General features: G+C 45.9%; 23 protein-coding genes. 12 read left to right on the plus strand and 11 right to left on the minus strand.

From position 1 onward, the window contains the following. Both frdC and frdD read left to right on the plus strand, forming a co-directional pair. Positions 1-384 carry a fumarate reductase subunit FrdC gene (frdC, locus tag R7093_RS20955; RefSeq protein WP_005381491.1) on the plus strand — a complete coding sequence of 128 codons (384 nt, stop codon included), beginning with the start codon at positions 1-3 and terminating at the stop codon, positions 382-384. Positions 385-395: 11 nt separating this feature from the next. Beyond that, a complete protein-coding gene (frdD, locus tag R7093_RS20960) occupies positions 396-773 on the plus strand; it encodes a fumarate reductase subunit FrdD (RefSeq protein WP_005381493.1) in 378 nt (125 codons plus the stop codon). 102 nt (positions 774-875) lie between these two features. On the opposite strand, the gene R7093_RS20965 is transcribed toward frdD, so the two are convergent. Then, positions 876-2279, minus strand: coding sequence for an SPFH domain-containing protein (locus tag R7093_RS20965; protein WP_005381498.1), 1404 nt, complete (start codon positions 2277-2279; stop codon positions 876-878). A 267-nt stretch (positions 2280-2546) separates the two neighbouring features. Beyond that, positions 2547-3113, minus strand: a complete 567-nt coding sequence (efp, locus tag R7093_RS20970) for an elongation factor P (protein ID WP_005381500.1) — start codon at positions 3111-3113, stop codon at positions 2547-2549. Between the two features lie 32 nt (positions 3114-3145). Here efp and epmB point away from each other — a divergent pair, with 32 nt between their 5' ends. After that, a complete protein-coding gene (epmB, locus tag R7093_RS20975) occupies positions 3146-4168 on the plus strand; it encodes an EF-P beta-lysylation protein EpmB (protein ID WP_005381502.1) in 1023 nt (340 codons plus the stop codon). 95 nt (positions 4169-4263) lie between these two features. Continuing rightward, positions 4264-4761 (plus strand): MgtC/SapB family protein, encoded by a 498-nt coding sequence (locus R7093_RS20980; protein ID WP_005381504.1) that lies wholly within the window; start codon positions 4264-4266, stop codon positions 4759-4761. 100 nt (positions 4762-4861) lie between these two features. On the opposite strand, the gene R7093_RS20985 is transcribed toward R7093_RS20980, so the two are convergent. The 5 genes from R7093_RS20985 to R7093_RS21005 all read right to left on the minus strand — a co-directional run bounded on the left by R7093_RS20985 (position 4862) and on the right by R7093_RS21005 (position 11257). Then, positions 4862-5425, minus strand: coding sequence for a VC2662 family protein (locus R7093_RS20985; RefSeq protein ID WP_005381507.1), 564 nt, complete (start codon positions 5423-5425; stop codon positions 4862-4864). Positions 5426-6008: 583 nt separating this feature from the next. Further along, on the minus strand, positions 6009-6389 hold the full coding sequence (locus tag R7093_RS20990; protein WP_021024079.1) for a hypothetical protein: 381 nt from the start codon (positions 6387-6389) through the stop codon (positions 6009-6011). After that, complete coding sequence (ltrA, locus tag R7093_RS20995) at positions 6386-8122, minus strand: group II intron reverse transcriptase/maturase (RefSeq protein WP_021024080.1); 1737 nt, start codon at positions 8120-8122, stop codon at positions 6386-6388. Before ltrA ends, R7093_RS20990 begins: the two co-directional genes overlap by 4 nt. Before the next feature lie 1120 nt (positions 8123-9242). After that, positions 9243-10889 carry a chaperonin GroEL gene (gene groL / locus R7093_RS21000; RefSeq protein WP_005381509.1) on the minus strand — a complete coding sequence of 549 codons (1647 nt, stop codon included), beginning with the start codon at positions 10887-10889 and terminating at the stop codon, positions 9243-9245. A 77-nt stretch (positions 10890-10966) separates the two neighbouring features. Next, entirely contained in the window at positions 10967-11257 is a 291-nt protein-coding gene (locus R7093_RS21005) for a co-chaperone GroES (RefSeq protein WP_005381516.1), read from the minus strand. Between the two features lie 240 nt (positions 11258-11497). On the opposite strand from R7093_RS21005, the gene R7093_RS21010 reads away from it, so the two are divergent. Next, entirely contained in the window at positions 11498-12880 is a 1383-nt protein-coding gene (locus R7093_RS21010; protein ID WP_017821828.1) for an MATE family efflux transporter, read from the plus strand. 90 nt (positions 12881-12970) lie between these two features. Here the strand turns inward: R7093_RS21010 and pfkA are convergent, their stop codons facing one another. From pfkA to R7093_RS21025, 3 genes are all read right to left on the minus strand, one after another. Then, complete coding sequence (gene pfkA, locus R7093_RS21015; RefSeq protein WP_005381521.1) at positions 12971-13933, minus strand: 6-phosphofructokinase; 963 nt, start codon at positions 13931-13933, stop codon at positions 12971-12973. Between the two features lie 283 nt (positions 13934-14216). Continuing rightward, positions 14217-15125, minus strand: coding sequence for a CDF family cation-efflux transporter FieF (gene fieF / locus R7093_RS21020; RefSeq protein ID WP_025768809.1), 909 nt, complete (start codon positions 15123-15125; stop codon positions 14217-14219). 111 nt (positions 15126-15236) lie between these two features. Further along, positions 15237-15749, minus strand: coding sequence for a CpxP family protein (locus tag R7093_RS21025; RefSeq protein WP_047104268.1), 513 nt, complete (start codon positions 15747-15749; stop codon positions 15237-15239). A gap of 190 nt (positions 15750-15939) precedes the next feature. Here R7093_RS21025 and R7093_RS21030 point away from each other — a divergent pair, with 190 nt between their 5' ends. The 4 genes from R7093_RS21030 (at position 15940) to trmL (ending at position 19422) form a co-directional block, all read left to right on the plus strand. Continuing rightward, on the plus strand, positions 15940-16629 hold the full coding sequence (locus R7093_RS21030) for a response regulator (protein ID WP_005382384.1): 690 nt from the start codon (positions 15940-15942) through the stop codon (positions 16627-16629). Next, complete coding sequence (cpxA, locus tag R7093_RS21035) at positions 16629-18023, plus strand: envelope stress sensor histidine kinase CpxA (protein WP_318146791.1); 1395 nt, start codon at positions 16629-16631, stop codon at positions 18021-18023. Before R7093_RS21030 ends, cpxA begins: the two co-directional genes overlap by 1 nt. Before the next feature lie 174 nt (positions 18024-18197). Next, the gene (locus R7093_RS21040; RefSeq protein WP_005382382.1) at positions 18198-18806 is read left to right on the plus strand and encodes a superoxide dismutase; all 609 of its coding nucleotides are present in this window, start codon (positions 18198-18200) and stop codon (positions 18804-18806) included. Positions 18807-18942: 136 nt separating this feature from the next. Further along, a complete protein-coding gene (trmL, locus tag R7093_RS21045; protein ID WP_005382381.1) occupies positions 18943-19422 on the plus strand; it encodes a tRNA (uridine(34)/cytosine(34)/5-carboxymethylaminomethyluridine(34)-2'-O)-methyltransferase TrmL in 480 nt (159 codons plus the stop codon). A gap of 70 nt (positions 19423-19492) precedes the next feature. Here the strand turns inward: trmL and R7093_RS21050 are convergent, their stop codons facing one another. Next, the gene (locus R7093_RS21050; RefSeq protein ID WP_005382380.1) at positions 19493-20011 is read right to left on the minus strand and encodes an FxsA family protein; all 519 of its coding nucleotides are present in this window, start codon (positions 20009-20011) and stop codon (positions 19493-19495) included. A 431-nt stretch (positions 20012-20442) separates the two neighbouring features. Between R7093_RS21050 and aspA the strand changes: the two genes are divergently transcribed. The 3 genes from aspA to R7093_RS21065 all read left to right on the plus strand — a co-directional run bounded on the left by aspA (position 20443) and on the right by R7093_RS21065 (position 25372). Then, positions 20443-21894 (plus strand): aspartate ammonia-lyase, encoded by a 1452-nt coding sequence (aspA, locus tag R7093_RS21055; RefSeq protein WP_005382379.1) that lies wholly within the window; start codon positions 20443-20445, stop codon positions 21892-21894. A gap of 176 nt (positions 21895-22070) precedes the next feature. Continuing rightward, the gene (locus R7093_RS21060; protein WP_005382378.1) at positions 22071-23378 is read left to right on the plus strand and encodes an anaerobic C4-dicarboxylate transporter; all 1308 of its coding nucleotides are present in this window, start codon (positions 22071-22073) and stop codon (positions 23376-23378) included. 161 nt (positions 23379-23539) lie between these two features. Continuing rightward, a complete protein-coding gene (locus R7093_RS21065; RefSeq protein WP_005382376.1) occupies positions 23540-25372 on the plus strand; it encodes a protein-disulfide reductase DsbD in 1833 nt (610 codons plus the stop codon). The last annotated feature ends 167 nt before the right edge of the window (positions 25373-25539 follow it).

Raw genomic sequence — 25539 nt, forward strand, 5'->3', positions numbered from 1 at the left:
ATGAGCAATCGTAAACCTTACGTTCGTGAAGTAAAACGCACTTGGTGGAAGAACCATCCTTTCTACCGCTTCTACATGCTACGCGAAGCTACGGTGCTTCCGTTAATCCTATTCACTCTGTTCCTAACTTTCGGTTTAGGTTGCTTGGTGAAAGGTCCTGAAGCATGGCAAGGTTGGTTAGCATTCATGGCGAACCCAATCGTAGTCGCAATCAACATCGTTGCACTACTCGGTAGCCTATTCCACGCTCAAACTTTCTTCAGCATGATGCCACAAGTAATGCCAATTCGTTTGAAAGGCAAACCAGTGGACAAGAAGATCATCGTATTGACTCAGTGGGCCGCTGTTGCGTTTATCTCACTGATCGTTCTCATCGTGGTGTAAGGAGCTGAGCAATGAAACCGAATTATAGTGTAAACACATCACCAAAACGTTCTGATGAGCCAATCTGGTGGGGTCTGTTTGGCGCAGGTGGTACTTGGTTCGCGATGATCACGCCAATCACGGTATTGGTGCTGGGCATCTTGGTCCCACTAGGCGTGATTGATGCAGAAGCGATGAGCTACGAGCGTGTCTCCGCATTCGCAACCAGCATCATCGGTGCGCTATTCATCATTGGCACGCTAGCATTGCCAATGTGGCATGCAATGCACCGTGTACACCACGGCATGCACGACCTTAAGTTCCACACTGGTGTGATTGGTAAAATTGCATGCTATGCATTTGCAGGCCTCATCACTGCACTAGCAGTTATCTTTATCTTCATGATTTAAGAGACTGACCAAAAAAGAAAAAGCTGGCTAAATGCCAGCTTTTTTATTGCTTTGGGTTACCTATGATCTTTTTGCTTTTTAAGCTTTTGACCACCCATGATCTTATTGCTGTGTGACCTTCTTTGTCTGGTCCATAAGACCCAGAGCACCAAAGCCAGTAATCACATCTAGGTTTGTTTTCAAGCCCGTTTCGTCACTTCCACCAATGTAATTTTGTGGCATCTGAACTTGGAAGTTTTGCAAATTGTTGTACAGCGAGTTCGCTACGTCTCGATTCAATTCTGCCAAGTAAACTTCACGGTTTGCTCCTAACGCCGCATACTTACCTTTAAGGACTTCAGATTCTGCGCGACCTTTCGCTAATATCGCTTTCGCTTCAAACTCAGCAGAAAGTGCGTTCGCTTTTTGAATCGCTAAGTTAGCCTCTGCGATAGCTAGCTCTTTCTCCTTCTCGACTTCAGCAAGTCGTTTGGTTTTTTCCACTTCAACGATTTCACGCTCTGCAATCTGACGTGCAACTTCCACTTCTTTTTGCTGAGCAATAATTGCGAGTTCTTTACCACGCTGAGCGTCTTGCACCTCACGTGTTCGTTGAATCTCTTTGCGTAACTGCTCTGTCTCTGCCTGTGCTTTCGACGTTTCTTGTTCCTGAATCGCGCGAATACGATCCGCCACTAGACGCTTTTTATCTGCCAATAACTGATCTAATTGCTTTTCTGGCTGCGGGTCACCAATGGTCACCTGCGTCACTTGAATACCGTATTGTTGTAACGGATTGTCTTGACGAATTGGTTGCCCGGTTTTGTCTACGACTGGCACAGTTTTCCATACCAGTTGATTGGTGCGCTGTAATTGGTTCGGATTGGCTTGATTCGCCCCAACAGGCGCAAGATCCAACTCTTCCACTTCAACCTGACGTCGCTCTGTTAGATAAATCCCCTCTCGTAACTGATCGCCAAGTTTCGATTTGAACTGGTTCAAACCACCTTGGAAAAACTCTTCACCCGTGTATTGGGTTGCGGTAATCACCGTTACGTTACGTGCGTTCTTTACAAGCAGCGCATCGATCAAGTTACTGTTGTTGCGGAACTCTTTATGCATCTTCTTCACCGCTTCAGGGTCATTACTGAGCTTAAAGCGGAATGTTACGGGGATCTGACCAATATAGGTGTCGGCAAATCGAACCTGAATCGCATCAAGACGTTGATAAAAATCTTCGCCCTTGCTGTTACCGAATGACACGGTGATCACTTGGTCATACTTGGTGATTTTGGACAGAAATGGCATACGAAAATGAATGCCAGGTTCAGTAAACACATCCAACTCACCAGTAATATTATTCTGATGCACGTAGCTGTAACCCGCATCGGTCATCAGCACCGAGCTATTAATCGTTAAGCCTATTGCCAACAGCGGTACGCCAAATACGGCTGCTTTTAATCCTTTATGTAGTAACTGACGTCTTTCTTCCACCTTTAAACCCCTTCCTAAACCTCTGCTTTCCATTTTGTTCTCCTTTTTTGGATTGTTACTGAGTTAAATCGATAAAAATCAGATTGCTATGCAACTCAGCAACAAGTACTAATGTATCAAAATGTTACATTAAGGAATAATCGACAGATTCATGGAATAAATAAGATTTTTACGAATAATACAAAATCATCAAAAATTTGCGGAGGATATCGATGTTTTACGCAGAGGGATTAAAAGAGAAGAATCACAGGCAATAAAAAAGGCCGCCGAAGCGACCTTTCTAACAATCATATAAAGTGCTTACTTCACACGACCTACGTATTCAGCAGTACGAGTATCTACGCGAATCACTTCACCAATTGAGATGAACAGAGGAACACGAACAACAGCGCCAGTTGATAGCGTCGCTGGTTTACCGCCAGTACCTTGAGTATCACCTTTCAGGCCTGGGTCTGTGTCTACAACTTCTAGCTCAACGAAGTTTGGTGGAGTAACAGTAATTGGGTTACCGTTCCAAAGTGTGATCATACAAGTGTTGTTTTCTACCAACCACTTAGCGTTTTCACCTACCGCTTTTGCATCCGCTGCGATCTGTTCAAACGTTTCACTGTTCATAAAGTGGTAGAATTCGCCGTCTGAATATAGATAATCTAGGTCGATATCCATTACGTCTGCCACTTCACAAGTGTCACCAGACTTGAATGTTTTCTCTAGCACTTTACCAGAAAGAAGTTTACGAATTTTAACACGGTTGAACGCTTGGCCTTTACCTGGTTTAACGTATTCGTTTTCCAGAATTACACAAGGCTCGTTATCAAGCATTAACTTAAGACCGCCTTTAAATTCATTGGTGCTAACTGTAGCCATTTTTTCCTCTTACATTCTTAGAGCTAAATTCAATGCCGCACATAATAACCCGAAAAGTCGAATCTGTTGAGCAAAACTGGCTCAAACAGTTGGCGAATGGGATCTCTGATCCTGCAAAATTGCTCGAAATACTGGAAATTGATCCTTCACCGTGGCAAGACGGGTTTGCCGCGCGCAAGCTGTTTGCACAGCGTGTACCGCAAAGTTTTGTCGATAGGATGGAGAAAGGCAACCCTAAAGACCCTCTTTTACGTCAGGTTTTACCACTGAGCGACGAATTTGAGGTGCATCCGGGTTACTCCAATGATCCATTGGAAGAGCAGGACAATGAAGTCCCTGGCCTGCTACACAAGTATCGCAACCGCGCCCTGATGATTGTCAAAGGTGGCTGCGCGGTAAATTGCCGTTACTGTTTTCGTCGTCACTTCCCTTATCAAGAGAACAAAAGCGGGAAACAAGCCTGGACCAAGTGCTTAGAGTACATGGCACAACAACCAGAGTTGAACGAAGTCATCTTCTCAGGTGGTGATCCATTAATGGCAAAAGACGATGAGATTCATTGGCTTTTAGAGCACATTGCTCACATTCCTCACATCAAACGTCTGCGTATTCATAGCCGTTTACCTGTGGTGATTCCTGCTCGAGTCACTGATGAACTATGCCAACTTTTGCAAGCATCAAGGTTACAAATCATCCTCGTCACTCACATCAACCATGCCAACGAAATCAATGACGAATTTGCTGAACAGATGTTCAAGCTCAAAAGAGCGGGCGTTACGCTTCTAAACCAAGGCGTTCTGCTGAAAGGCGTGAATGATTCGGTAGAAGCTCAAGTGGCGTTAAGTGAGGCCTTATTTGACGCGGGTATCTTGCCTTATTACCTCCACGTTCTTGATAAGGTGCAAGGCGCAGCGCACTACTTTATTTCGGACGAAGAAGCGAAAGCTATTATGCGCGGACTCATCACGCGTGTATCGGGTTATCTGGTACCAAAACTCACACGAGAAATTGGTGGCAGGCCAAGTAAAACGCCGTTGGATTTGCATTTAGAGTAAGCTCTGACGCTCAATTAAATTTGTCGTCTAGATTGATTATTTTTGTTCGCTTTGCACGGTAAGTCTATGCATACTCCGCACTTTTGGAGGTCAAGATGCATACAGCATTCGAACAAATTTTCGATCTTGGCCCATTCAGTTGGCCTGCCCTACTATGCTGCGCCATTAATGGGCTCATGATCGGTATAGAGCGCCAAACTCGTGGTAAACCGGTTGGCATTCGCACAGCAATATTAATTATTTCAGGCACCTACCTGTTTATGTCGATGGCAGTGTCGTTATCGCCAAATACACTTGATCAAGCACGAGTGCTTGGTCAGATCATTACTGGCGTCGGCTTCTTAGGCGCTGGCGTTATGATGACACTTGATGGAAAAATCCATGGCGTAACATCCGCGGCTGTAATATGGGTGCTAGCAGGTTTAGGTTTGATGATAGGTTTGGGTTATTTAACGCAGTCGGTGGTTATTACTCTCCTGACACTAACCGTGTTGTTAGGTGTGGATAAAGCAGAAAACCACATCAAAGCATTACGCCGCGGTGTTCATCAAAGAATTCAACAACGCAAAACTTCATCACGATTAATTAAATAGTTAACGCTCCGAGAAACTCGCTTCATCTCATCAGTAATTAAAGAGCCCTCGACGAACATCGAGGGCTTTCTGTATATAAAGATTCTGACTTTCTCAGGGATTACTTAGCAAAGTTGATGAGTGGGAAACACTTGAAGAAACCGTTATCCGCACAGTTCAAAAGACCAATTTGCACGCCATCGATTTGATCGGTCATGTTGAAGAAACCAAACTGGAAATTAGACTTCTTAGAGATACTCGCTAAGCCCACATCCGCCATGGTGTAGCCTTCAGAATAGTTCACCGCGCTCCAGTTCAAGCCTTTTACGTTGTTCGTAATGTTAACAGCACCCAAGTTAACACCCGTCGTCTGACCTTGGTTCCAGTTAACTAAGCCTAAAGACGCGCCTTTCATTTCTTGATTTACTTTTGCTGCACCAAAAAACAGACCGAAGTTCACACCTGTCGTACGATCCGTTTCTGACATACCAAGCAGTGAAAAGTCGACACCTTTAACCTCATTTACCTGCCCATGCAACACAGCTAAACGAACGCCACCTACTGAAGAATTAGAGGGTGCGTTTGTGTTATCGATAGTAGAGAACATCACAGGTGTACTGTCGGCAAAAGCAACAGGTGATGCGATAGCGGCTGCAACCGCCAATGACGTCATAAGCTTTTTCATTTTCATCTCCATGATGGGAAGCAACAATTTACAACATAGTGTAATGTTCAGATTTTGCTCTGTCCCCGTTCAAAAAGTGTTAGTAATAGGTCAGATTTAACCATCTGACTCAAAAGAAAAAATATTTCTCTTCGATTTTTTGCTTCTGAAATGGCGCTTTTTACGCTCAAAAATTTCATGATAAGCCACACCAGAACGTCATGTTTCTCAGGTGACACGCATAAAAAAGTCGAGGCATCTGCCTCGACTTTTAAGGGTTTGGTCGGTTATCTTTCCGCTATAAGGTTTCCCTAGAGCGATGAGATAAGCTGGCTGTCGGGTAGCAGCGACGCATTACTGCGCCACCGCCCCCTAAGAACCGTACGTGCGAGTTTCCCCGCATACGGCTCAAGCCTTTATAAGCCCGTACTTGCATACGAGCCAGCAACAAAGATAAGCACTTCAATTAATGAAGTAGCGTCTCTCCGAATTTCTACTGATTATCACTCTTGTAAGCAAACCAGAAGACTACACCCACTAAGGCGATAGTTACTAACAAGCCTAACAGCCAGTACCACATATACATGACGAACCTCCTTCCTGTTCAAAACGTATTGTAGGGATTACCGTCAGAATCGACATCGATACCTTTGTGACCCATCATAGGTAGCCCCGTGGCTGGATTGTAGGATTTTCGTTTACGACTAACCCTAGGATGATTGTGTGCGTTGTCCTTCACAAACCTAATTACAGTTATAAGCAGGAACACGCTGAACGAAGCCAAAGCAAACTGCCAATGCACGAAAGTGACCCCAAGCCAAAATACTAACGCTGCAAAGCGATTTTTATGGATGAGGTTCAATAAGCGCATGAGCCAGAACACAATAGGAATGGCCATAACGCCCCATCCCCAAACTGTGTCAGTTACCATAACAAAACCCAATAACAGGAGAAACAGCCCAAAAACATTTACTAGATGTCTCATGACGCTCTCCCTACTGTTGGTTTTTCATTCAGTTGATTTGAGTCTATCTCAAGTTCCTTTTCGAGAGTAGCCCCCTCTGAATGTTGTCTATGGTGCAATTGCCTGTGACAGTTAATATGCAACATCATCAAATTCGAGCTCATGTCCGTGCCGCCATCCACTCTTCTGACGATATGGTGAATATCCCATTCATCTTCTGAGTGAAACTGCTGGTGACACACCGCACATTTGTAGTCTTGTCTTTCGACAATCTTCCATAGCTTCCAGTTACCCGCCAAAGATTTCTTCAATCTTTGCATTTTCAGACGCTCAAAATATTGCTCGTCTTCCGGTAGGTAACAATTCGCTGTTGCCCGAATTTTCACATGTTTATCGACTTTCACTCTCGCTGAACTCAGCAGGCGGTAGTGACCGTCTTCCCCTTTCGGTTTCGGTGCACTGAATACCCAGTTTCTATCACCCACTGTTTTAAAGTATTTTTCTTTAATCCAGCGTTTACGGCGATTCAAATGGATTCGGCGACACCACTGCCATAACATTTTCCAGATACGATAATCGATATACTTGAATGTCTCACTCGCACATACCCAGCGGTGGTAGTTGCACCATCCTCTGAGCATCGGGTTCAACTTCGCTATCACCGCTGAAGCTGGCACCGTTTTATGGCTGTTGAGATAATCTCGTATACCGCGCAGAAAATTCTTCACGTTTTTCTTTGACGGCTTAATCAACATCTTGCCGTCGTATTTACGCAAATTCTGCCCGAGAAAATCGAACCCGTCGTCTATATGCGTGATCAGCGTTTTTTCTGCTGACAATTGCAACCCACGTTCTGCCATAAAGGCTTCAACTATTGGTAAGACCTTATCTTCTAGTAGCTCTTTCGAGATACCAGTGACGATGAAGTCATCTGCATAACGCACATAGTTGACCTTAGTTTTGTAACTGGCTTTTGTGTTCTTCTTCCCGAAGTGGGATTCGAGCACCGTTTCCAGTCCGTCTAAGGCCATATTGGCGAGTACAGGTGAGATAATCCCACCTTGCGGTGTACCCGCCTCCGTCGAGTTAAACTTCCCAGATTCCATGAATCCGGCTTTCAGCCATTTCTTAAGTATCGCCTTATCCATAGGAATATTGGCGATAAGCCAGTCATGGCTGATAAAGTCAAAACACCCTTTGATATCACCCTCCAGTACCCAACGGGCACTGGCCTTGCGACTGAGGTTCACGAAACATTGTTCGATAGCATCAGCACAAGAGCGATTCGGGCGAAAGCCATAGCTGTTTCGATCCGCCGTGGTTTCCGATATGGGTTCAAGAGCTAACAGGTATAGTGCCTGCATTGCTCTATCACGCATGGTTGGTATTCCCAGCGGCCTACGCTTGCCATTAGCTTTAGGAATATAGACTCGCCTCAGCGGACTTGGCTTATAGCCTTTACGCATCAGTTGGTCTATAGCTCCCCATTTCAAGGCAGGAGTGTTCCAGATTTCTCCATCAACACCCGGTGTGTTTTTCCCTCTGTTTTCAGTGACGCGCCGAATGGCTATCACCTTGGCAGCAAACGAACGAGTTAACATGCGTTGCAGTCTTTTGACCTGTCGCCAGTCAGACTTTTTCGTTGCCTTTGCGATCCGTACCTGTAGCCCTCTCACCGTACGATACATTAGTGACCAGTCGATGCTGTGCCACTGCTGTGTCTGGTGGGAGGATGCAGATACGTCAATTTGCATTGAAGTATGCACCTTGCTTTCCTCCATTAACGATAAGTTAAACAAGCAACACAAGGCGCATCTGTGCCCCATAGGGCAGAGATTTACCCTATGAGGCTTGAACTTGTTGCTGACAGTACCCTAGATCCTCAAATAGGAAAGGTAACGCCCACAATTGGACTCTGACAGTTTCAACTACCGTAAACTTGACGGCTTTACTGATTTTCACGCAATTAAAGACCAAGCAGACGTGGGCCCCGTTTCCGGTGAAAGCACGTTGGCTTTCTATCCAGCTCATTACAAGCTGGCTTTCGCTTTTTCTGCTCTCCTGTGCCCGCATCCTCAACAGCGCCTCTTACGAGTTGCCTGCCCTATTGGGGCAAAGATACGGGGTTTCCGAGTTCCGTTTTCATTACACGAGTTACTTAGGTTCTACCTATCCACCGATGGCGCATGAGTCAGCGTATCCCCAGATGTAAAAGAGATAACCGGCCATATACCTTTTGGTCAGAGCGTTAGTGGCGACTAATCTTCCCAAAGGGATACTTAGTCGTCACGACAATAGCGTTACGCTCGTCGCGGCTGACGGTGTTTATTAGTAGTTCACTTACGTTAACCATATAACTCAGCCTAGCTCCTCAACCACCTGCTATTGGCGATTGTCTTAACCTTCACTTCGCAGTAAGGATTAACCACTTGCGTGGGGGTACATTGTCAGGAAGCTCCGCACACCGCGTTACCGCAGATGCACTATCCCTAGGCTACTATTGGCTGAACAATAGGTCTCACTGTCCAATCACCTACCCGTTCGAGTATGAAATTGGTTAAGACAATAATGAAAACAGCTTCGCACCGTGTAGGTGGCTCAAGCTTAAATAAGACACGAATATTCCCGTTACTTCACAGACACTGATAGCGCTGCTTCAACGTATATCATTCGCCTAAAGCGAGGGACACAGACTTTCGCCCATGCCTAAAATCGGACCTCTTACGAGGATCGATATTCGGGCTTGGGTTAAGCCCGAATATCGGGTTTTATTTATTTGCTATTTCGGCGGGTGGGATAGTAACCACGACATAAAATTAGTGGTTACTATGGACGTAGCCCGCTCGGCTAGCTACCTACGCGACTCTCGTCGCACTACATCATGCCGCCCATACCGCCCATACCACCCATGCCGCCCATGTCAGGCATCGCTGGCGCGTCTTTTTGCGGTAGGTCAGTAACCATCGCTTCAGTTGTGATCATCAGACCTGCAACCGATGCTGCGAATTGTAGTGCAGAACGAGTAACTTTAGTTGGATCTAGGATACCCATTTCTAGCATGTCGCCGTATTCGCCTGTTGCCGCGTTGTAGCCGTAGCTACCTTCACCCGCTTTCACGTTGTTCGCAACAACTGAGTCTTCCTCACCTGCGTTCTTCGTGATTTGACGGATTGGCGCTTCCATTGCACGTAGTGCAACGCGGATACCAACGTTTTGTTCTTCGTTGTCACCCGTTAGGTGAGCAATCTTAGATGCCGCGCGGATAAGTGCAACACCACCACCAGCAACAACACCTTCTTCAACCGCTGCGCGAGTTGCGGCTAGCGCATCTTCTACACGGTCTTTCTTCTCTTTCATTTCAACTTCAGTCGCAGCACCAACTTTGATTACTGCAACACCGCCAGCCAGTTTAGCTACGCGCTCTTGTAGTTTCTCTTTGTCGTAGTCTGAAGTTGCGTCTTCGATTTGTTGACGAATCTGAGCAACACGGCCAGAGATCATCTCTTCTTCACCGATACCATCGATGATAGTCGTGTTTTCTTTCGTGATAGAAACACGCTTCGCTTGACCTAGATCTTCTAGTGCAACTTTTTCTAGCTCTAGACCGATCTCTTCAGAAATCACAGTACCGCCAGTTAGGATAGCGATGTCTTGTAGCATTGCTTTACGGCGGTCACCGAAACCAGGTGCTTTCACAGCTGCAACTTTTACGATGCCACGCATGTTGTTCACAACCAATGTTGCTAGCGCTTCGCCTTCTACATCTTCTGCAATGATAAGCAGTGGACGAGATGCTTTCGCGACAGCTTCTAGCGTTGGAAGAAGCTCACGAATGTTTGAGATCTTCTTGTCTACTAGAAGAATGAATGGGTTTTCTAGATCAACACTGCCTGATTCTTGGTTGTTGATGAAGTAAGGAGACAGGTAACCGCGGTCGAACTGCATACCTTCTACTACGTCTAACTCGTCTTGTAGCGCCTGACCTTCTTCAACCGTGATAACGCCATCACGACCCACACGCTCCATTGCTTCTGCAATGATATTACCTACGCTTGCGTCTGAGTTTGCAGAGATAGTACCAACCTGCGCGATCGCTTTTGTGTCGTTACATTCAACAGAAAGCTCTTTTAGTTGCTCAACTGCCGCGGCAACAGCTTTGTCGATACCACGCTTAAGATCCATTGGGTTCATGCCCGCTGCGACTGCTTTTAGACCTTCGTTAACGATAGATTGCGCTAGTACCGTTGCTGTTGTTGTACCGTCACCCGCTGCGTCGTTTGCTTTAGACGCAACTTCTTTAACCATTTGTGCGCCCATGTTCTGGAATTTATCTTCCAGCTCGATTTCACGCGCTACTGATACACCATCTTTAGTGATAGTTGGTGCACCAAAAGATTTGTCTAGAACGACATTACGTCCTTTAGGACCCAGTGTTACTTTTACTGCGTCAGCCAGAACGTTTACACCTTCCAGCATTTTAACTCGTGCGTCATTACCAAATTTAACGTCTTTAGCAGCCATCTTTGATTTCCTTTCTAAAATTCTTTGTGTGTAATTTCGTAATTGAATCTGAGCAAAAAATTACTCAATGATTGCTATTATTCAACGATCGCCATGATGTCGTTTTCAGACATGACAAGCACTTCTTTACCGTCGATTTTTTCAGTTTTTGTACCGTAACCTTCAGCGAAGATAACGGTATCACCGACTTTAACGTCTAGTGGCAGTACGGTGCCGTTTTCTAGGATGCGGCCTTTACCCACAGCTAGAACAACACCGCGAGTCGATTTTTCTGCAGCAGAACCAGTCAGAACGATGCCACCAGCAGACTTAGATTCAACTTCTTTACGTTCAACGATAACTCGGTCATGTAATGGACGAATGTTCATCGGTCGTCTCTCCTGAAAATTTCCATGTTTATTTGATAATTGTCCTTAGGGACTGTAGCCCCAGACACGTGATCCCTATATAAGGGGTCGAAGCAGCGATCCCAAGGGGGTGGCACAAAATTTTTGTGACTTAGTTAAAATAACGAACAACTAGGCAACGGTTTGCGTTAGAAATGCTCACTCGCTCGGCATCTCGCTTTCTTGTATCCTTGCAGTTTGCTCACCAGATAGTTGTCACACATGCAGGAAAATAACAAGCTGGAACCCCAAGCGACCGATAAGCATGGTTTGTTGACCGCACCCATTCCTGAAACGCTGCGGAAAATGACCGTACCCATGACCATGGGCATGATCGCAATTTTGATGTTTAACTTGGTGGACACGTTTTTTATCTCGTTGCTTGGCACTCAAGCGCTAGCGGCTATCAGCTATACCTTTCCTGTCACCTTTGCGGTTAATTGCATTACGATGGGGATTGGGATGGGACTATCGACCAATATTGGTCGCTTGCTTGGGCAAGGTCATGCACCACAAGCTGCTCGGTTCACCACCCACGGTTTGTTGTTAGCCGTGTTACTTGTGGCTATCGCGTCTTCTATTGGCTTTACCACCATTGCGCCATTGTTTCGTTTTCTTGGTGCGTCTGATGATCTCATCCCTCTTATTGAGCAATATATGCAGGTCTGGTATCTCACCATTCCTCTGCTAGTGATCCCAATGGCGGGCAACAGTGCTATCCGAGCTACTGGCGACACAAAAACACCAGCAAAAGTCATGATGTTGGCTGGTTTGATTAATGGCATGCTCGATCCATTGTTGATTTTCGGTTATGGCCCTTTTCCGGAACTTGGCATTCAAGGCGCAGCCATAGCAAGTGCCTTTAGCTGGTTAGGTGCTTTGTGTGGCTCATTCTATGTGCTAATTAAACGGGAAAAATTGCTTGCTCAACCCCAATGGGCTTTGCTGAAACAAGACTGGCAACAGACACTAAAAATTGGTACCCCTGCAGCGCTATCAAACGCGATGAATCCGTTGTCCGGTGCCATTCTGATGATGCTGTTATCCAATCACGGTACGGCGGCGGTTGCTGCTTACGGCGCAGCGCAGCGTATTGAGTCTATATTGATTTTAGTATTGATGTCGCTGACCTCTGCCCTCACACCGTTTATGGCACAAAATTTAGGAGCCAAACAACCGCAACGAGCCTTTTCCGGTTTATTTATTAGCATGCGTTTTGCAGTGGTATTCCAAGGGTTTATCTTCTTGATGATGGTGCCACTGAGCATTCCTCTGGCTGCGCTGTTTTCTCAGGAAGATGCGGTGAAAAACCTGCTTTGGCATTATTTACTGGTGGTGCCATTTAGTTATGGCTTCCAAGGCATCGTGATGATGTTAGTCAGTGGTTTGAATGCGATGCACAAGCCATTGCGTGCATTCCAGTGGAGCTTTATGCGGCTGTTCATTTTTACCTTGCCATCGGCGTGGATCGGGAGCCAAATCTACAGCATTGAAGGCTTGTTTATCGGTATCGCGGTTGGGAATACGTTGGGTGGGCTACTGGGCTACTTGTTTGCGCTGCGCGAGCGAAAATTAACGCTCATAGAGCAGAGCAGCGTGTCTTAACACTCGTCTATCGCTAGTTTCTTTTTGTTGATTCTCAAATACAAAAAAACCGCGGAAAGCCGCGGTTTTGTTTATCTATTTCAAGCTTGCTTAGAACAACTCTTCAGCAACTTTGTATAGATCGTTGCGTACTGGACGCTTCATGTTTTCGATTGCGTCGATGATATCGTGGTGAACAAGTTGCTCTTTCACGATACCTACACAACGACCACCATGACCTTCGATCAATAGGTGAACAGCGTAGTTACCCATACGAGATGCTAGTACGCGGTCAAATGCAGTTGGACGACCACCACGTTGGATGTGACCAAGTACTGTTGCACGAGTTTCACGACCTGTCGCGGCTTCGATGTCACGTGCTAGTTCATTAGCATCCATCATTAGCTCAGTAAGCGCGATGATCGCGTGTTTCTTACCTTTAGCGATACCATCTTGGATGTTGCTGATCAGCTTGTCTTTGTCTAGACCAGTTTCCGGAGTGATGATGTATTCACAACCGCCCGCAATTGCAGACATCAGAGTCAAATCACCACAGTGACGGCCCATGATTTCTACAATTGAAATGCGTTGGTGAGATGAAGAAGTATCACGTAGACGGTCGATTGCATCGATAACGGTGTTTAGTGCACTTAGGTAGCCCACAGTGTAATCAGTACCTGCGATATCGTTGTCGATTGTGCCCGGAAGACCGATACATGGGTAACCCATTTCAGTCAGTTTCTTCGCACCCATGTACGAACCATCACCACCGATTACCACTAGTGCATCGATACCATGTTTTTTCAGGTTCTCAATCGCTTTTTCACGAACTTCCACTTGTTTAAACTCAGGGAAACGTGCAGAACCTAGGAACGTACCACCTTTGTTGATCACATCTGAAACGCTAGAACGATCTAGCTTCTCGATGCGGCCTTCGTATAGGCCTAGGTAGCCGTCGTACACACCGAATACTTCCAATCCTTCGGATAGTGCTGTACGTACTACGCCGCGTATCGCAGCGTTCATACCAGGTGCGTCACCGCCACTTGTTAAAACACCGATCTTCTTAATCATGCTCACCCTCGATCTTTGGCAATCAATTATTTAATTTTCTTTTAGGCCCCTTGTTACCAAGCAACCTGCATAATCCAGAACTGTGCGTTATGTTACATTTCCTCTACAGGATTACCAATGAAAACGCACTTTTTTATGTAACTTTTCTACTTATGTAAGAGTATTACAGTTTCTCTATGAAACTTTGTTGATTCATATCAGGATCACGAATCTTAATAAGTATTGATGGAAAGATAGTCAATAAGTACCTTTTTGTCGTCGGGCACTGATGGATTTTTCAAGCCTACCAATCTTGCGCTTTCTGCTCTTTCTCAGGTCCGAAAACGACAGACAATGGATCTTGATGGATCAATACGTCCGCATCAGGAAACAGAGCCAATAAATTATCTTCCACTTTATCAGCGATGTAATGCGCCTCAATTAATCGTAAGTTATCGTCTAGCTCTAAATGCAACTGTATAAAGCGCGTCGGTCCGGACATTCGCGTGCGTAACTGATGCACGCCCAATACCCCTTTTACGCTCAAACAAGCTTGGTTAATTTGCTCAAGTTCTTCATCGGGCAACTTTCTATCAAGTAAGGTTTGAATCGCTTCGCTGACCATTTTGAAAGCGCTATAAAGAATGAAGACACCAATACCAATCGCAAACACAGCATCCGCTTGAGTCACTCCAAAATAACTGAGCCCCAGAGCCACCATGATCGCAGCATTCATATACAAGTCAGTCTGATAATGCAGAGAATCCGCCGCTATTGCTTGGCTCCCCGTCACGCGAACCACATGTTTTTGGAACATCACCAAGCCAAGTGTGACCACAATCGCAAACAGCGATACATACACACCTAACTCCGGTGCGTGTAAAGCATGTGGGCGGAAAAATCGGTCAATCCCGTTAAGAATCAAAAATACTGCCGAGCCCGAAATAAACATTGCTTGGGCTAGGGCCGCTAAGGACTCAGCTTTACCATGTCCAAACGTATGTTCGCGGTCTGCCGGTTGTAAGGCGTAACGAACCACCACAAGATTCACAACCGAAGCCGCGATATCTAACATGGAGTCAATCAATGACGCCAATAAGCTCACTGAGCCGGTTACCCACCACGTGATGACTTTTACTATCAGAAGAAGCGTCGCCACAATGGTTGCAGTCCAAGCGGCGGTCGTAACTAAACGTGCGTATTGCTGTTTCATAATCAAAGAGTTAACTAAAACCATACGTTGAGTATATTGAATGACCATGAAATAACCAGATCAAAAAGAGGCAACCAATGGCTGCCTCTTTATATAACATCAATTCATGACTTAATTATTGCGCGACTTTTCCATGCGCTTGTGCATTCTGTCGCCACACTCTTGCATACGTTCATTTTGTAGCTCAACAAATTTCGCTTTCTGCTCAGGTGTTAATACGCTAAGCATTTGGTGCTTTCTTTCTAGCATTTGCACGCGACGTTCCGTTTGGCGCTCAACCATCTCTTTTGCTAACTCGGTAGCTTGAGCTTCATCAAAATTATCCGCCAGCAAAAGCGATTGCACTTTTGCGTGATGCGCTTGACGCTCAGCCATACGTGCTTCTTTGCCATCAGCGAATTTTGCTTTCATTTCTGCTTTGTTTGCTTCACGCATTTCTTTTAGCTGATCTTTTTGTGCATCAGTCAGGTCTAGTTGACGCATGACACCTCGGTCCATACCCATGCCGCATTCGTCACGAGGACCTTTATGATGGTTTTTACCACCGTAAGCGAATGCGCTTGCGGCGCCAAGAGTAAGAGGTAGAACAACAGCAGCTAACACAAGTTTTTTTGCAGACTTCATAATACGATTCCTTACACAGGTGAGTGGTTCTTCTGAGCTGTTCTCACAGCGCTTGAGTATAGAATACGACCCGCTAGGTAAAGCGACGTATAGGGAGCGTAAAGAATCGTAAAGAGTGATTTTTCTCCTCTTCGTTGCGCGTCATTCCAATGTAATATTAGGCTATCGGTAACTTACTATAGGTGCCCCCATGGCAAACATTCTTTTAATCGATGACGATATCGAGCTAACCAGCTTATTAAAAGAAGTACTCAGTTTCGAAGGGTTTGACGTCAGCGAAGCAAATGACGGTGAAGCCGGCTTAGCCGCGATCAATGATAAGATTGATTTGATTTTGTTGGATGTCATGATGCCAAAACTCAATGGCATGGAAACGCTGAAACGCTTACGTGAAAATTGGGAAACTCCCGTCTTGATGCTGACCGCTAAAGGGGAAGAAATTGATCGCGTGATCGGCTTGGAACTGGGCGCGGATGATTATTTACCAAAACCTTTTAGTGACCGAGAGCTGTTAGCGCGAATCCGCGCGATTTTACGCCGCACTAGCAGCACACAAAAAAATACCAAAAACAGCGATTGCATTGAGTATCAAGAAATCCGCCTCTATCCCGGTAAGCAAGAAGCGTATTGTGAGCAACAGTTACTCGATCTCACAGCAACCGAGTTTGCGCTACTCACCCACTTCGTACAAAACCCAGGACAAGTGCTGACCAAAGAGACACTGAGCTTAGATGTGCTTGGTAAACGACTCGCTGCTTTTGATCGCGCTATCGATATGCATGTCTCGAACTTACGTAAAAAATTACCAGATCAAAGCAATGGCAAGCCGCGAATCAAAACCCTGCGTGGTCGTGGCTACATGCTGCTTGAGGAGGATTAATGCGCCTATCACGCATCAAACTGCCAAACATCAATAGCCTGTATGGACGCATCTTTGCCATTTTTTGGTTCACCATGTTATTAGTATTGATAGCCGTGCTATCACTGCCACATTTGGACCCACGCAAAGCTCGCGATATTCCAGAAGAACACTACAAACGTATGGTAGAAACGCGTGACTCAATCCAACAAAAATACAGCCAGCAAACAGATTTAGGCCGCATACTTTTTCGTATCGAGGGCAACCGTCACGGCAAGCACGACCCTCGCCCACGAGTCTTTTTTTCTGACTACAGCGGTAATGTTCTTACGACAGAAAAACGCAGCAATTTTCAATTGCGTGCCATGCAAAACTTTGTCACCAGTATCGAAGATTACAATAATCCAAAGCAGAAGCTGTATGGTCGATACATGATTGCGGGCCCAATTCCTATTACTTTGGCAGGTTCCGATATCTTGATGTACGTGGGCTTCAAATGGAATGAGCCACCACCTCTACTCCTGCGTCTGTTTGATCACCCATTCCAGCTCTTGCTTGCGGTCATGTTGGTTAGTACACCATTGCTGTTATGGCTTGCTTGGGCTTTGAGTCAGCCTGCACGTCGTCTTGAAGCCGCTGCTCAACGTGTAGCGAAAGGTGAATTTGTCACAGACCCAAATTTAGAAAAAGGTACGGCGGAATTTCGTCAAGCAGGCAGCAGCTTCAACCAGATGGTCGAAGCGGTTAATCAAATGATTTCAGGACAACAACGTTTGCTATCCGATATCTCTCACGAGCTGCGCTCACCTTTAACTCGTCTGCGCATGGCAAGCGCATTAGCGACGCGTAAACAAGGCGAAAGCCCAGAACTGACTCGTATCGATACCGAAGCGCAGCGCTTGGAACAGATGATCAGCGAACTATTAGAGCTTTCTCGCATGCAGGCGAACAGTCATATGACTCGCGAAACACAGCCACTAGAAAGTTTATGGGAAGAAATCATTAAAGATGCGCAGTTTGAAGCAGAGCAAATGGGCAAACAGCTACACTATTCAGAATTACCTAAGCGCAATATTTCCGGTAACCCTAAACTGCTGATGAGTGCGGTGGAAAATATCGTTCGTAACGCCATTTACTACGGAAAAGATGAGGTACAAATCGACATCAAAGCCGATGACGATACGCTTCGTATCACGGTTGACGATAATGGAGAAGGTGTACCAGCAGAGGAACTGGCCGCGATTTTTCGCCCGTTCTATCGCGTTTCCACGGCACGCGATCGCCACTCTGGCGGCACAGGTCTCGGCCTAACCATTACCGAAAGTGCCATTCGCCAGCACAGTGGCACGATCGCAGCCAGCCGAAGTCCTTTAGGCGGATTGCGTATGAGTATCACCTTACCGATCAATTGTTAGTCTCAATTTGATGAACTAACAATAATTCGCACCATATTTCTAGAGTGAGTGATTAACAGCCCCACCCTCACTTTAGAAATTGGTGAGGCTTCTTAGAATACCCTTACAAAGATCAAAGTTGATAATAATTATCGTTAGCATTAAAGTAAATTTTCCAATTAAGGAGGATTTACTATGTCACATACATTTCCCGCTCTGCCTTACCCGTACGATTCACTAGAGCCGTACATCGACGCGAAAACCATGGAAGTGCATTACAGCAAACACCACAAGACGTACTTTGATAAGTTTGTAAATGCCGTTGAAGGGAGCGAGCTCGAAACTCAGTCATTAGACGAGATCTTTGACAATATCTCTAAGCTCAGTCCAGCAGTACGTAATAATGGTGGCGGCTATTACAACCACATCATTTATTGGAATTGCATGTCACCAAACGGTGGCGGAGAGCCTCAAGGCGCGCTTGCTCAAGCAATTAACGATAAATTTGGTAGCTTTGCGCAATTTAAAGAGGCGTTTGCCCAAGCTGCCATCAATACCTTTGGGTCTGGCTTTGCATGGCTGATCGTAAAAGATGGTGAGATTCACATTACGTCCACCAGTAATCAAGACAACCCTCTGATGGACGTAGTGGATGTGCGCGGTGAACCAATCCTCGCATTAGACGTGTGGGAGCACGCGTATTACATCAGCTACCAAAACCGTCGCCCAGAATATATTGATGCGTGGTGGAACGTCGTCAACTGGCGAGCAGTTGAAGAAAACTATGCTCACGCTCTCTTATAAAGAGCATCGCTACTTACGGTATTAACATCCGCGCTAATGCCTGCTTTCATACCCAGGTCAATTTTGCTGAATCTCGCATCTCTCGGTGACTTGGGTATATACTGCCCTTCTCTTTGACCAACTCTATTTCAATACCATGTTTGATATCGCTTTATACGAACCAGAAATCGCGCCGAACACCGGCAACATCATTCGACTATGCGCCAACTGCGGTGCAAACCTTCACTTAATTGAACCTCTGGGTTTCGATCTTGAAGAGAAAAAAGTCCGCCGTGCTGGTTTGGATTACCATGATTTAGCTCGCGTAACACGCCATAAAAACTATCAAGCGTTCTTAGAGTATTTAGAGAAAGAGAAGCAAGGTAACTATCGATTGTTTGCCTGCACCACCAAAACCACAGGTCACCACGTTGATGCACAATACCAAGCGGGTGATGTTTTGATGTTTGGTCCAGAAACTCGTGGCTTGCCTGCTGAAATCATCGATAGCTTGCCAATGGAGCAGCGTATTCGCATTCCAATGATGCCAGATGCGCGCAGCCTAAACCTTTCGAATGCCGTTGCGATCATTGCTTTTGAAGCATGGCGTCAAATGGGCTTTGAAGGCGCATTGTAAGCAGCACGAATTCCAAATACAGAAAAGGGCGCTTGATGCGCCCTTTTGTTTTCTTTACTGTCTAACTCAATCAGTTGAGCTTGTTGCGATCATCATCGTCTTTACGCTCGTATTCCCCTTCGAAGGTCTTGCCATTATCTGACTGGGAATCAAATGGGTCACGACGGAACGGGTCTTGCTCAAATGGCCCCTGGTTAGAGAAACCACCTTGGAAGCCACCGCCATGCATGGTTTTCACCACCATTTTGCTCATCAAGTATTTAGCTATCGCGGCGCGTGGCGCAGGAAGCAACACCAACATACCAAGGGCATCGGTCATAAAGCCCGGGGTTAACAGTAGCACGCCAGCCACCGCTAGCATTACGCCTTCAAAAATTTGCTGGGCTGGAATTTCACCTTGTTCAAGACGCCCCTGTACTGAAATCAGTGTTTGTATACCTTGGCTACGAACCAACGATGCACCAACAAATGCCGTGATTAAAACTAGTGCAATGGTCGGCCATAAACCTAAAAAGCCGCCCACCTGAATAAATAAGCCGATTTCAATGATCGGAACAAAAATAAACGCTAATAATAAGATAGGAAACACACGCCCTCCTTTGTTTAATTCAGTGTAATGGTAAAAGCAGACTAAGCTCAAACGAATCGTTGTAAAAAAGCGTGTTCATACTGGTCTCCTTCTCTTTTAGGCAAAGTAGCAGGAGCACGTTTCATTCAATTGCATACCGATTTTTTCGTGCTTTTAAAGTGCTAATTTCGAACTCTAAAAACTCATGTTTGTCGAGGAAAATCGAGTACCTATAAAGGGTTATTAATAACCCGTTCATACTTTGCAAATTATTGACTCATGAAAAACGAAAAAGGTGATCTAGTTACTATTTTTATGCGCTAGGTGCAGTATCATGTGCCACATAAGTCAGGACGGATTTTCCAGCCAAAAATTCTGATGAATGGATTCTAGATTGCAGAAATGGCTAATAAATAACTTTATTATCAGAATTATCATCTAAGGATCCTGCTATGGCTACCCTATCTGATGCTCCAAAAACAGCAAACCCAGCCACTCGTATTGAAGAAGATCTATTAGGTCAACGTCATGTCCCTGCAGATGCGTACTACGGTATTCATACGCTACGTGCGATCGAGAACTTCAACATCTCTAATATGACCATCTCTGACGTACCAGAATTTGTACGCGGCATGGTAATGACCAAAAAAGCAGCAGCGTTAGCAAACAAAGAACTTGGCGCTATTCCAAAAGACGTTGCAAACTACATCATCGAAGCGTGTGATTTGATCCTAGAAACTGGCAAGTGTATGGATCAGTTCCCATCAGACGTATTCCAAGGCGGTGCAGGCACTTCAGTTAACATGAACACGAACGAAGTGATCGCAAACGTTGCGCTTGAGTTGATGGGTAAAGAGAAAGGCCAATACGAATTTGTTAACCCAAATGACCATGTAAACAAGAGCCAATCAACCAACTGTGCGTACCCAACAGGTTTCCGTATTGCGGTATACAACAGCGTACACAAGCTAATGGAAGCAATTGAGTACCTAAAAGGCGCATTCGAACTTAAAGCCGTTGAGTTTAAAGATGTACTGAAAATGGGCCGTACTCAGCTTCAAGACGCAGTACCAATGACAGTCGGTCAAGAGTTCCATGCGTGGGCGGTAACACTAAACGAAGAGATTCGTGCTCTAGATTACACATCTAAACTCCTCCTAGAAATCAACCTAGGCGCAACCGCAATCGGTACTGGTCTAAATACACCAACTGGCTACCAAGCGCTTGCAGTAAAACACCTAGCGGAAGTAACAGGCCTTGACGTTGTTGCAGCAGAAGACCTTATCGAAGCAACGTCTGACTGTGGTGCATACGTAATGACTCACGGCGCGCTAAAACGCCTAGCAGTGAAACTATCGAAGATCTGTAACGACCTTCGTCTACTTTCTTCTGGTCCTCGTGCGGGTCTAAATGAATTGAACCTACCTGAAATGCAAGCAGGCTCTTCAATCATGCCAGCTAAAGTAAACCCAGTTATCCCAGAAGTAGTAAACCAAGTTTGCTTCAAAGTTCTCGGTAACGACAACACGGTTTCTTTCGCAGCAGAAGGCGGTCAGCTACAGCTAAATGTAATGGAACCAGTTATCGCACAAAGTGTGTTTGAGTCTATCTCTCTACTACACAACGCGTGTGTGAACTTACGTGATAAATGTATCGACGGCATCACAGTGAACAAAGAAGTTTGCGAAAACTACGTTTACAACTCTATCGGTATCGTCACTTACCTAAACCCATACATCGGCCACCACGAAGGTGACATCGTAGGTAAGATTTGTGCAGAAACTGGTAAGAGTGTTCGTGAAGTCGTGCTAGAGCGCGGTCTGCTTACAGCAGAGGAGCTTGATGAAATCTTGTCAGTAGAAAACTTCATGCATCCTACTTACAAAGCAAAACGTTACGAGTAATAACGAATCCGAAGGGGGCCACTCAGGCCCCTTTTTTAGGCTCTCATACGGTTAACCACATTTTTTATATGCTTTTATTGCCGCTAAACCACTAGGTTCTCATTCTCTGAGCATTTACTCCTGTTCCTGAGTGTTCAAAAAATCAGAATCAAATAAAAAACTAAAGAGGTATCAATATGGTCATGGTCGAACTCTTCGTGGTTCTGCTCTTCATCTATTTGGGGGCAAGAATCGGTGGTATCGGCATTGGTTTTGCCGGTGGTGCTGGGGTCATTGCGTTGTCTTTGATCTTGGGCGTACCAACAAGCCAAGCTTACATTCCCGTTGACGTAATTTTGATCATCATGTCTGTAATCACCGCTATCGCAGCAATGCAGGTAGCGGGTGGTTTAGACTGGATGGTGCAAGTTGCTGAAAACTTTTTGCGCAAGCATCCTGAGCGCATCACCTTTTATGCGCCTATCGTAACTTACCTAATGACATTAATGGCGGGTACTGGCCACACGGCATTCTCTACTTTGCCAGTGATTGCAGAAGTAGCGAAAGGCCAAGGCGTGCGCCCTTCTCGTCCACTGTCTATCGCGGTCGTAGCATCGCAAATCGCTATCACCGCATCACCAATCTCAGCGGCTGTTGTAGCGTTCGCGGCAATGCTGCACCCATTTGGCGTTGACTACCTAACACTACTAGCAATCTGTATCCCAACGACGTTCATCGCGTGCATGATCGGTGCGTTCGTGGCGAACTTCATGGGCTGTGAGCTAAAAGACGATGCTGAATACCAAGAGCGTCTAGAAAAAGGCTTAATCAAGCTAAATACAGAAGCAAAACGCGAAATCCTACCAACAGCGAAGAAAGCAACCTTCATCTTCCTAGGCGCAATCGCATTTGTCGTGTGTTACGCAGCAGCAATTTCTGGCTCTGTTGGCCTTATCGAGAACCCTGCTCTAGGTCGTAACGAAGCTATCATGACGGTAATGCTAGCAGCTGCGGCAGCTATCGTAATGAGCTGTAAAATCGATGCTGGCAAAATCCCAGCCGCAGCAACATTCCGCTCTGGTATGACAGCGTGTGTGTGTGTTCTTGGTGTGGCATGGCTAGGTTCTACGTTCGTTAACGCGCACGTTGACGGCATCAAAGAAGTTGCGGGTGCGCTACTAGCAGACTACCCATGGATGCTAGCACTTGTTCTATTCTTCGCTTCAATGCTGCTTTACTCACAAGGTGCAACCACTGTTGCGCTGATGCCAGCAGCACTAGCAATCGGTGTTGCACCACTTACCGCAGTTGCATCTTTCGCAGCAGTAAGTGCGCTATTCGTGCTGCCAACTTACCCAACGCTTCTAGCAGCGGTTGAGATGGACGACACGGGCTCAACTCGTATCGGTAAGTACGTATTCAACCACCCATTCTTTGTACCTGGTGTGGTAACCATCGCTTCTGCGGTAGCACTTGGCTTCGCATTCGGTGGTCTACTGATCTAGTAGAAACAGAGTCTTACTCGGGGAGCTTCGGCTCCCTTTTTTATTGCCTGTTGTCTTGATTTATGCTCAATAAATCTTCATTTTCATGAAACTTATTGACTCGCCTCCGGGTCTGATTGAGTTACACTAACGGCAATTATCTAAGATGAATTGACTCTTTTATGCGCGCATTACTTTCCGTTTTACTCTTAGGGCTCATTACCTTTTCCACTCCGTCTTTAGCTTTATTTGGCAAAGACCAGTTTAACAGTAGCCAGAACAACAGTTTTGGTAGCAGCAGCGACAGCTTTGTTCCGGTTGATCAGGCGTTTCCATTTAACTTCTACCAGCAAGATGACAAATTGATGCTCGATTGGCAGGTACGTGACGGGTACTACCTATATCAAGAGCGCTTGTCTGTAGCTGGTGAGAAAGTATCGCTAGGCGAACTGCAAATGGAAGACGGCACACCGCATAAAGATGAATTCTTTGGTGACGTGCATATCTATACGCAACCTCTCTTCGTTAACGTACCAATGTATGATTGGCAAGACGGTGCGCGCGTGGTGGTGCAATACCAAGGTTGTGCGAAAGCAGGCTTCTGTTACCCGCCAGAAACTCGCGTGATTCCTATCAGCGCGTTTACTTCGTCGAACTCAGATTCAACAACGGCGACAACTGCATCAAAAGCAGAACAGGCACCAACAGCAACGCCACCAGCGGTGCAATCATCTAGTTCTGCCGACACACCATCAGCTCCAGTAACACAGCAAGATAGCCTTGCAGCCAACCTTGCTGATAACTGGTGGACACCACTTCTGTTCTTGGCGCTTGGTGTGGGCTTGGCGTTTACACCTTGTGTGCTACCGATGTACCCAATTCTGACCAGCATAGTGCTTGGCAGTGGCAAACTAAGCCAACGCCGCGCGCTAGGCTTGTCATTCGTCTACGTGCAAGGCATGGCGCTGACTTACACCCTACTCGGCCTTGTGGTCGCGTCTGCTGGCATGCAGTTCCAAGCGGCAATGCAACACCCTTATGTGCTGATTGGTTTGAGCGTACTGTTCATCGCACTCGCTTTGTCTATGTTTGGTCTGTACTCATTACAGCTACCAAGCAACGTTCAAACGTGGTTAAACAACCTCAGCAACAAACAACAAGGCGGCAGCAGTGCAGGCGTATTCGCTATGGGGGCGATTTCTGGACTGGTGTGCTCACCATGTACCACAGCGCCTCTGTCTGGTGCGCTACTTTACGTTGCACAAAGCGGCGATTTGCTTACCGGTGGTATCGCGTTATACGCGCTGGCGATGGGCATGGGTATTCCGCTGATTCTTGTTGCGGTCTTCGGCAACAAACTGCTACCAAAAGCAGGTGGTTGGATGGACCGAGTGAAAACACTCTTCGGCTTTATTCTGCTTGCCGCACCTATCTTCTTACTAGAACGCATCATGCCAGAAATGTGGTCAACGATTCTGTGGTCAGCACTGGGTATTGCTGCTTTTGGTTGGCTATACCACATCAAAAACAGTCTAGAGTTTGGTGGCTGGAAACAAAGTGCCGTGGGCATAATCGCCGTCTTAGGTTTGCTAGCCTCAGCACAACCTATCTTAAATTACTGGTTTGGCAACAGCACAACACAAACTCAGCAAGCCACTGTTAGCTTTACTCGCATTGCTAACGTGGCGGAGCTTGAAGAACAACTGGCACTTGCGAAAGCGGCAGGTAAACCCGTCATGCTCGATTTCTACGCCGATTGGTGTGTAGCATGTAAAGAGTTTGAAAAGTACACCTTCCATGACCCAAGCGTCGAAGCCAAACTGCAAGACTTCGTTCTTCTGCAAGCGGACGTGACCAAAAACCAAGTGCAAGACATCGAACTACTGAAGCACATGAGTGTGCTTGGTTTACCAACAATTGAGTTTTGGGATGCCAGTGGTGAACACGTTTCAAACGCTCGTTTGACGGGCTTTATGCAAGCCGAGCCTTTCTTAGAGCATATCAAGCAGTTCTGATAACCAGATATTCAAACGCCAGTGATGTCCACTGGCGTTTTTATTGCTCAGATTTGAATAAGAACATTGCGTTTATATGCAATTTTCCTAATAAAAGTCGATTTGGTTCAGACTTTTAGCGAATAAATATTGTCCACTCTCTCAAAGCTGGACAATAATAAATTTAA

The sequence above is a fragment of the Vibrio sp. 1580 genome (assembly GCF_033340055.1).

Coding starts and splice junctions, on each gene's coding strand:
- R7093_RS21060 (WP_005382378.1), top strand. CDS start 22,071: ATGGTCATGGTCGAACTCTTCGTGGTTCTGCTCTTCATCTATTTGGGG.
- groL (WP_005381509.1), bottom strand. CDS start 10,889: ATGGCTGCTAAAGACGTTAAATTTGGTAATGACGCACGAGTTAAAATG.
- R7093_RS20965 (WP_005381498.1), bottom strand. CDS start 2,279: ATGGAAAGCAGAGGTTTAGGAAGGGGTTTAAAGGTGGAAGAAAGACGT.
- R7093_RS20980 (WP_005381504.1), top strand. CDS start 4,264: ATGCATACAGCATTCGAACAAATTTTCGATCTTGGCCCATTCAGTTGG.
- R7093_RS21040 (WP_005382382.1), top strand. CDS start 18,198: ATGTCACATACATTTCCCGCTCTGCCTTACCCGTACGATTCACTAGAG.
- frdC (WP_005381491.1), top strand. CDS start 1: ATGAGCAATCGTAAACCTTACGTTCGTGAAGTAAAACGCACTTGGTGG.
- cpxA (WP_318146791.1), top strand. CDS start 16,629: ATGCGCCTATCACGCATCAAACTGCCAAACATCAATAGCCTGTATGGA.
- aspA (WP_005382379.1), top strand. CDS start 20,443: ATGGCTACCCTATCTGATGCTCCAAAAACAGCAAACCCAGCCACTCGT.
- trmL (WP_005382381.1), top strand. CDS start 18,943: ATGTTTGATATCGCTTTATACGAACCAGAAATCGCGCCGAACACCGGC.
- R7093_RS20985 (WP_005381507.1), bottom strand. CDS start 5,425: ATGAAAAAGCTTATGACGTCATTGGCGGTTGCAGCCGCTATCGCATCA.
- R7093_RS21005 (WP_005381516.1), bottom strand. CDS start 11,257: ATGAACATTCGTCCATTACATGACCGAGTTATCGTTGAACGTAAAGAA.
- ltrA (WP_021024080.1), bottom strand. CDS start 8,122: ATGCAAATTGACGTATCTGCATCCTCCCACCAGACACAGCAGTGGCAC.
- R7093_RS21030 (WP_005382384.1), top strand. CDS start 15,940: ATGGCAAACATTCTTTTAATCGATGACGATATCGAGCTAACCAGCTTA.
- efp (WP_005381500.1), bottom strand. CDS start 3,113: ATGGCTACAGTTAGCACCAATGAATTTAAAGGCGGTCTTAAGTTAATG.
- frdD (WP_005381493.1), top strand. CDS start 396: ATGAAACCGAATTATAGTGTAAACACATCACCAAAACGTTCTGATGAG.
- epmB (WP_005381502.1), top strand. CDS start 3,146: ATGCCGCACATAATAACCCGAAAAGTCGAATCTGTTGAGCAAAACTGG.
- fieF (WP_025768809.1), bottom strand. CDS start 15,125: ATGAAACAGCAATACGCACGTTTAGTTACGACCGCCGCTTGGACTGCA.
- R7093_RS20990 (WP_021024079.1), bottom strand. CDS start 6,389: ATGAGACATCTAGTAAATGTTTTTGGGCTGTTTCTCCTGTTATTGGGT.
- R7093_RS21065 (WP_005382376.1), top strand. CDS start 23,540: ATGCGCGCATTACTTTCCGTTTTACTCTTAGGGCTCATTACCTTTTCC.
- R7093_RS21025 (WP_047104268.1), bottom strand. CDS start 15,749: ATGAAGTCTGCAAAAAAACTTGTGTTAGCTGCTGTTGTTCTACCTCTT.
- R7093_RS21010 (WP_017821828.1), top strand. CDS start 11,498: ATGCAGGAAAATAACAAGCTGGAACCCCAAGCGACCGATAAGCATGGT.
- pfkA (WP_005381521.1), bottom strand. CDS start 13,933: ATGATTAAGAAGATCGGTGTTTTAACAAGTGGCGGTGACGCACCTGGT.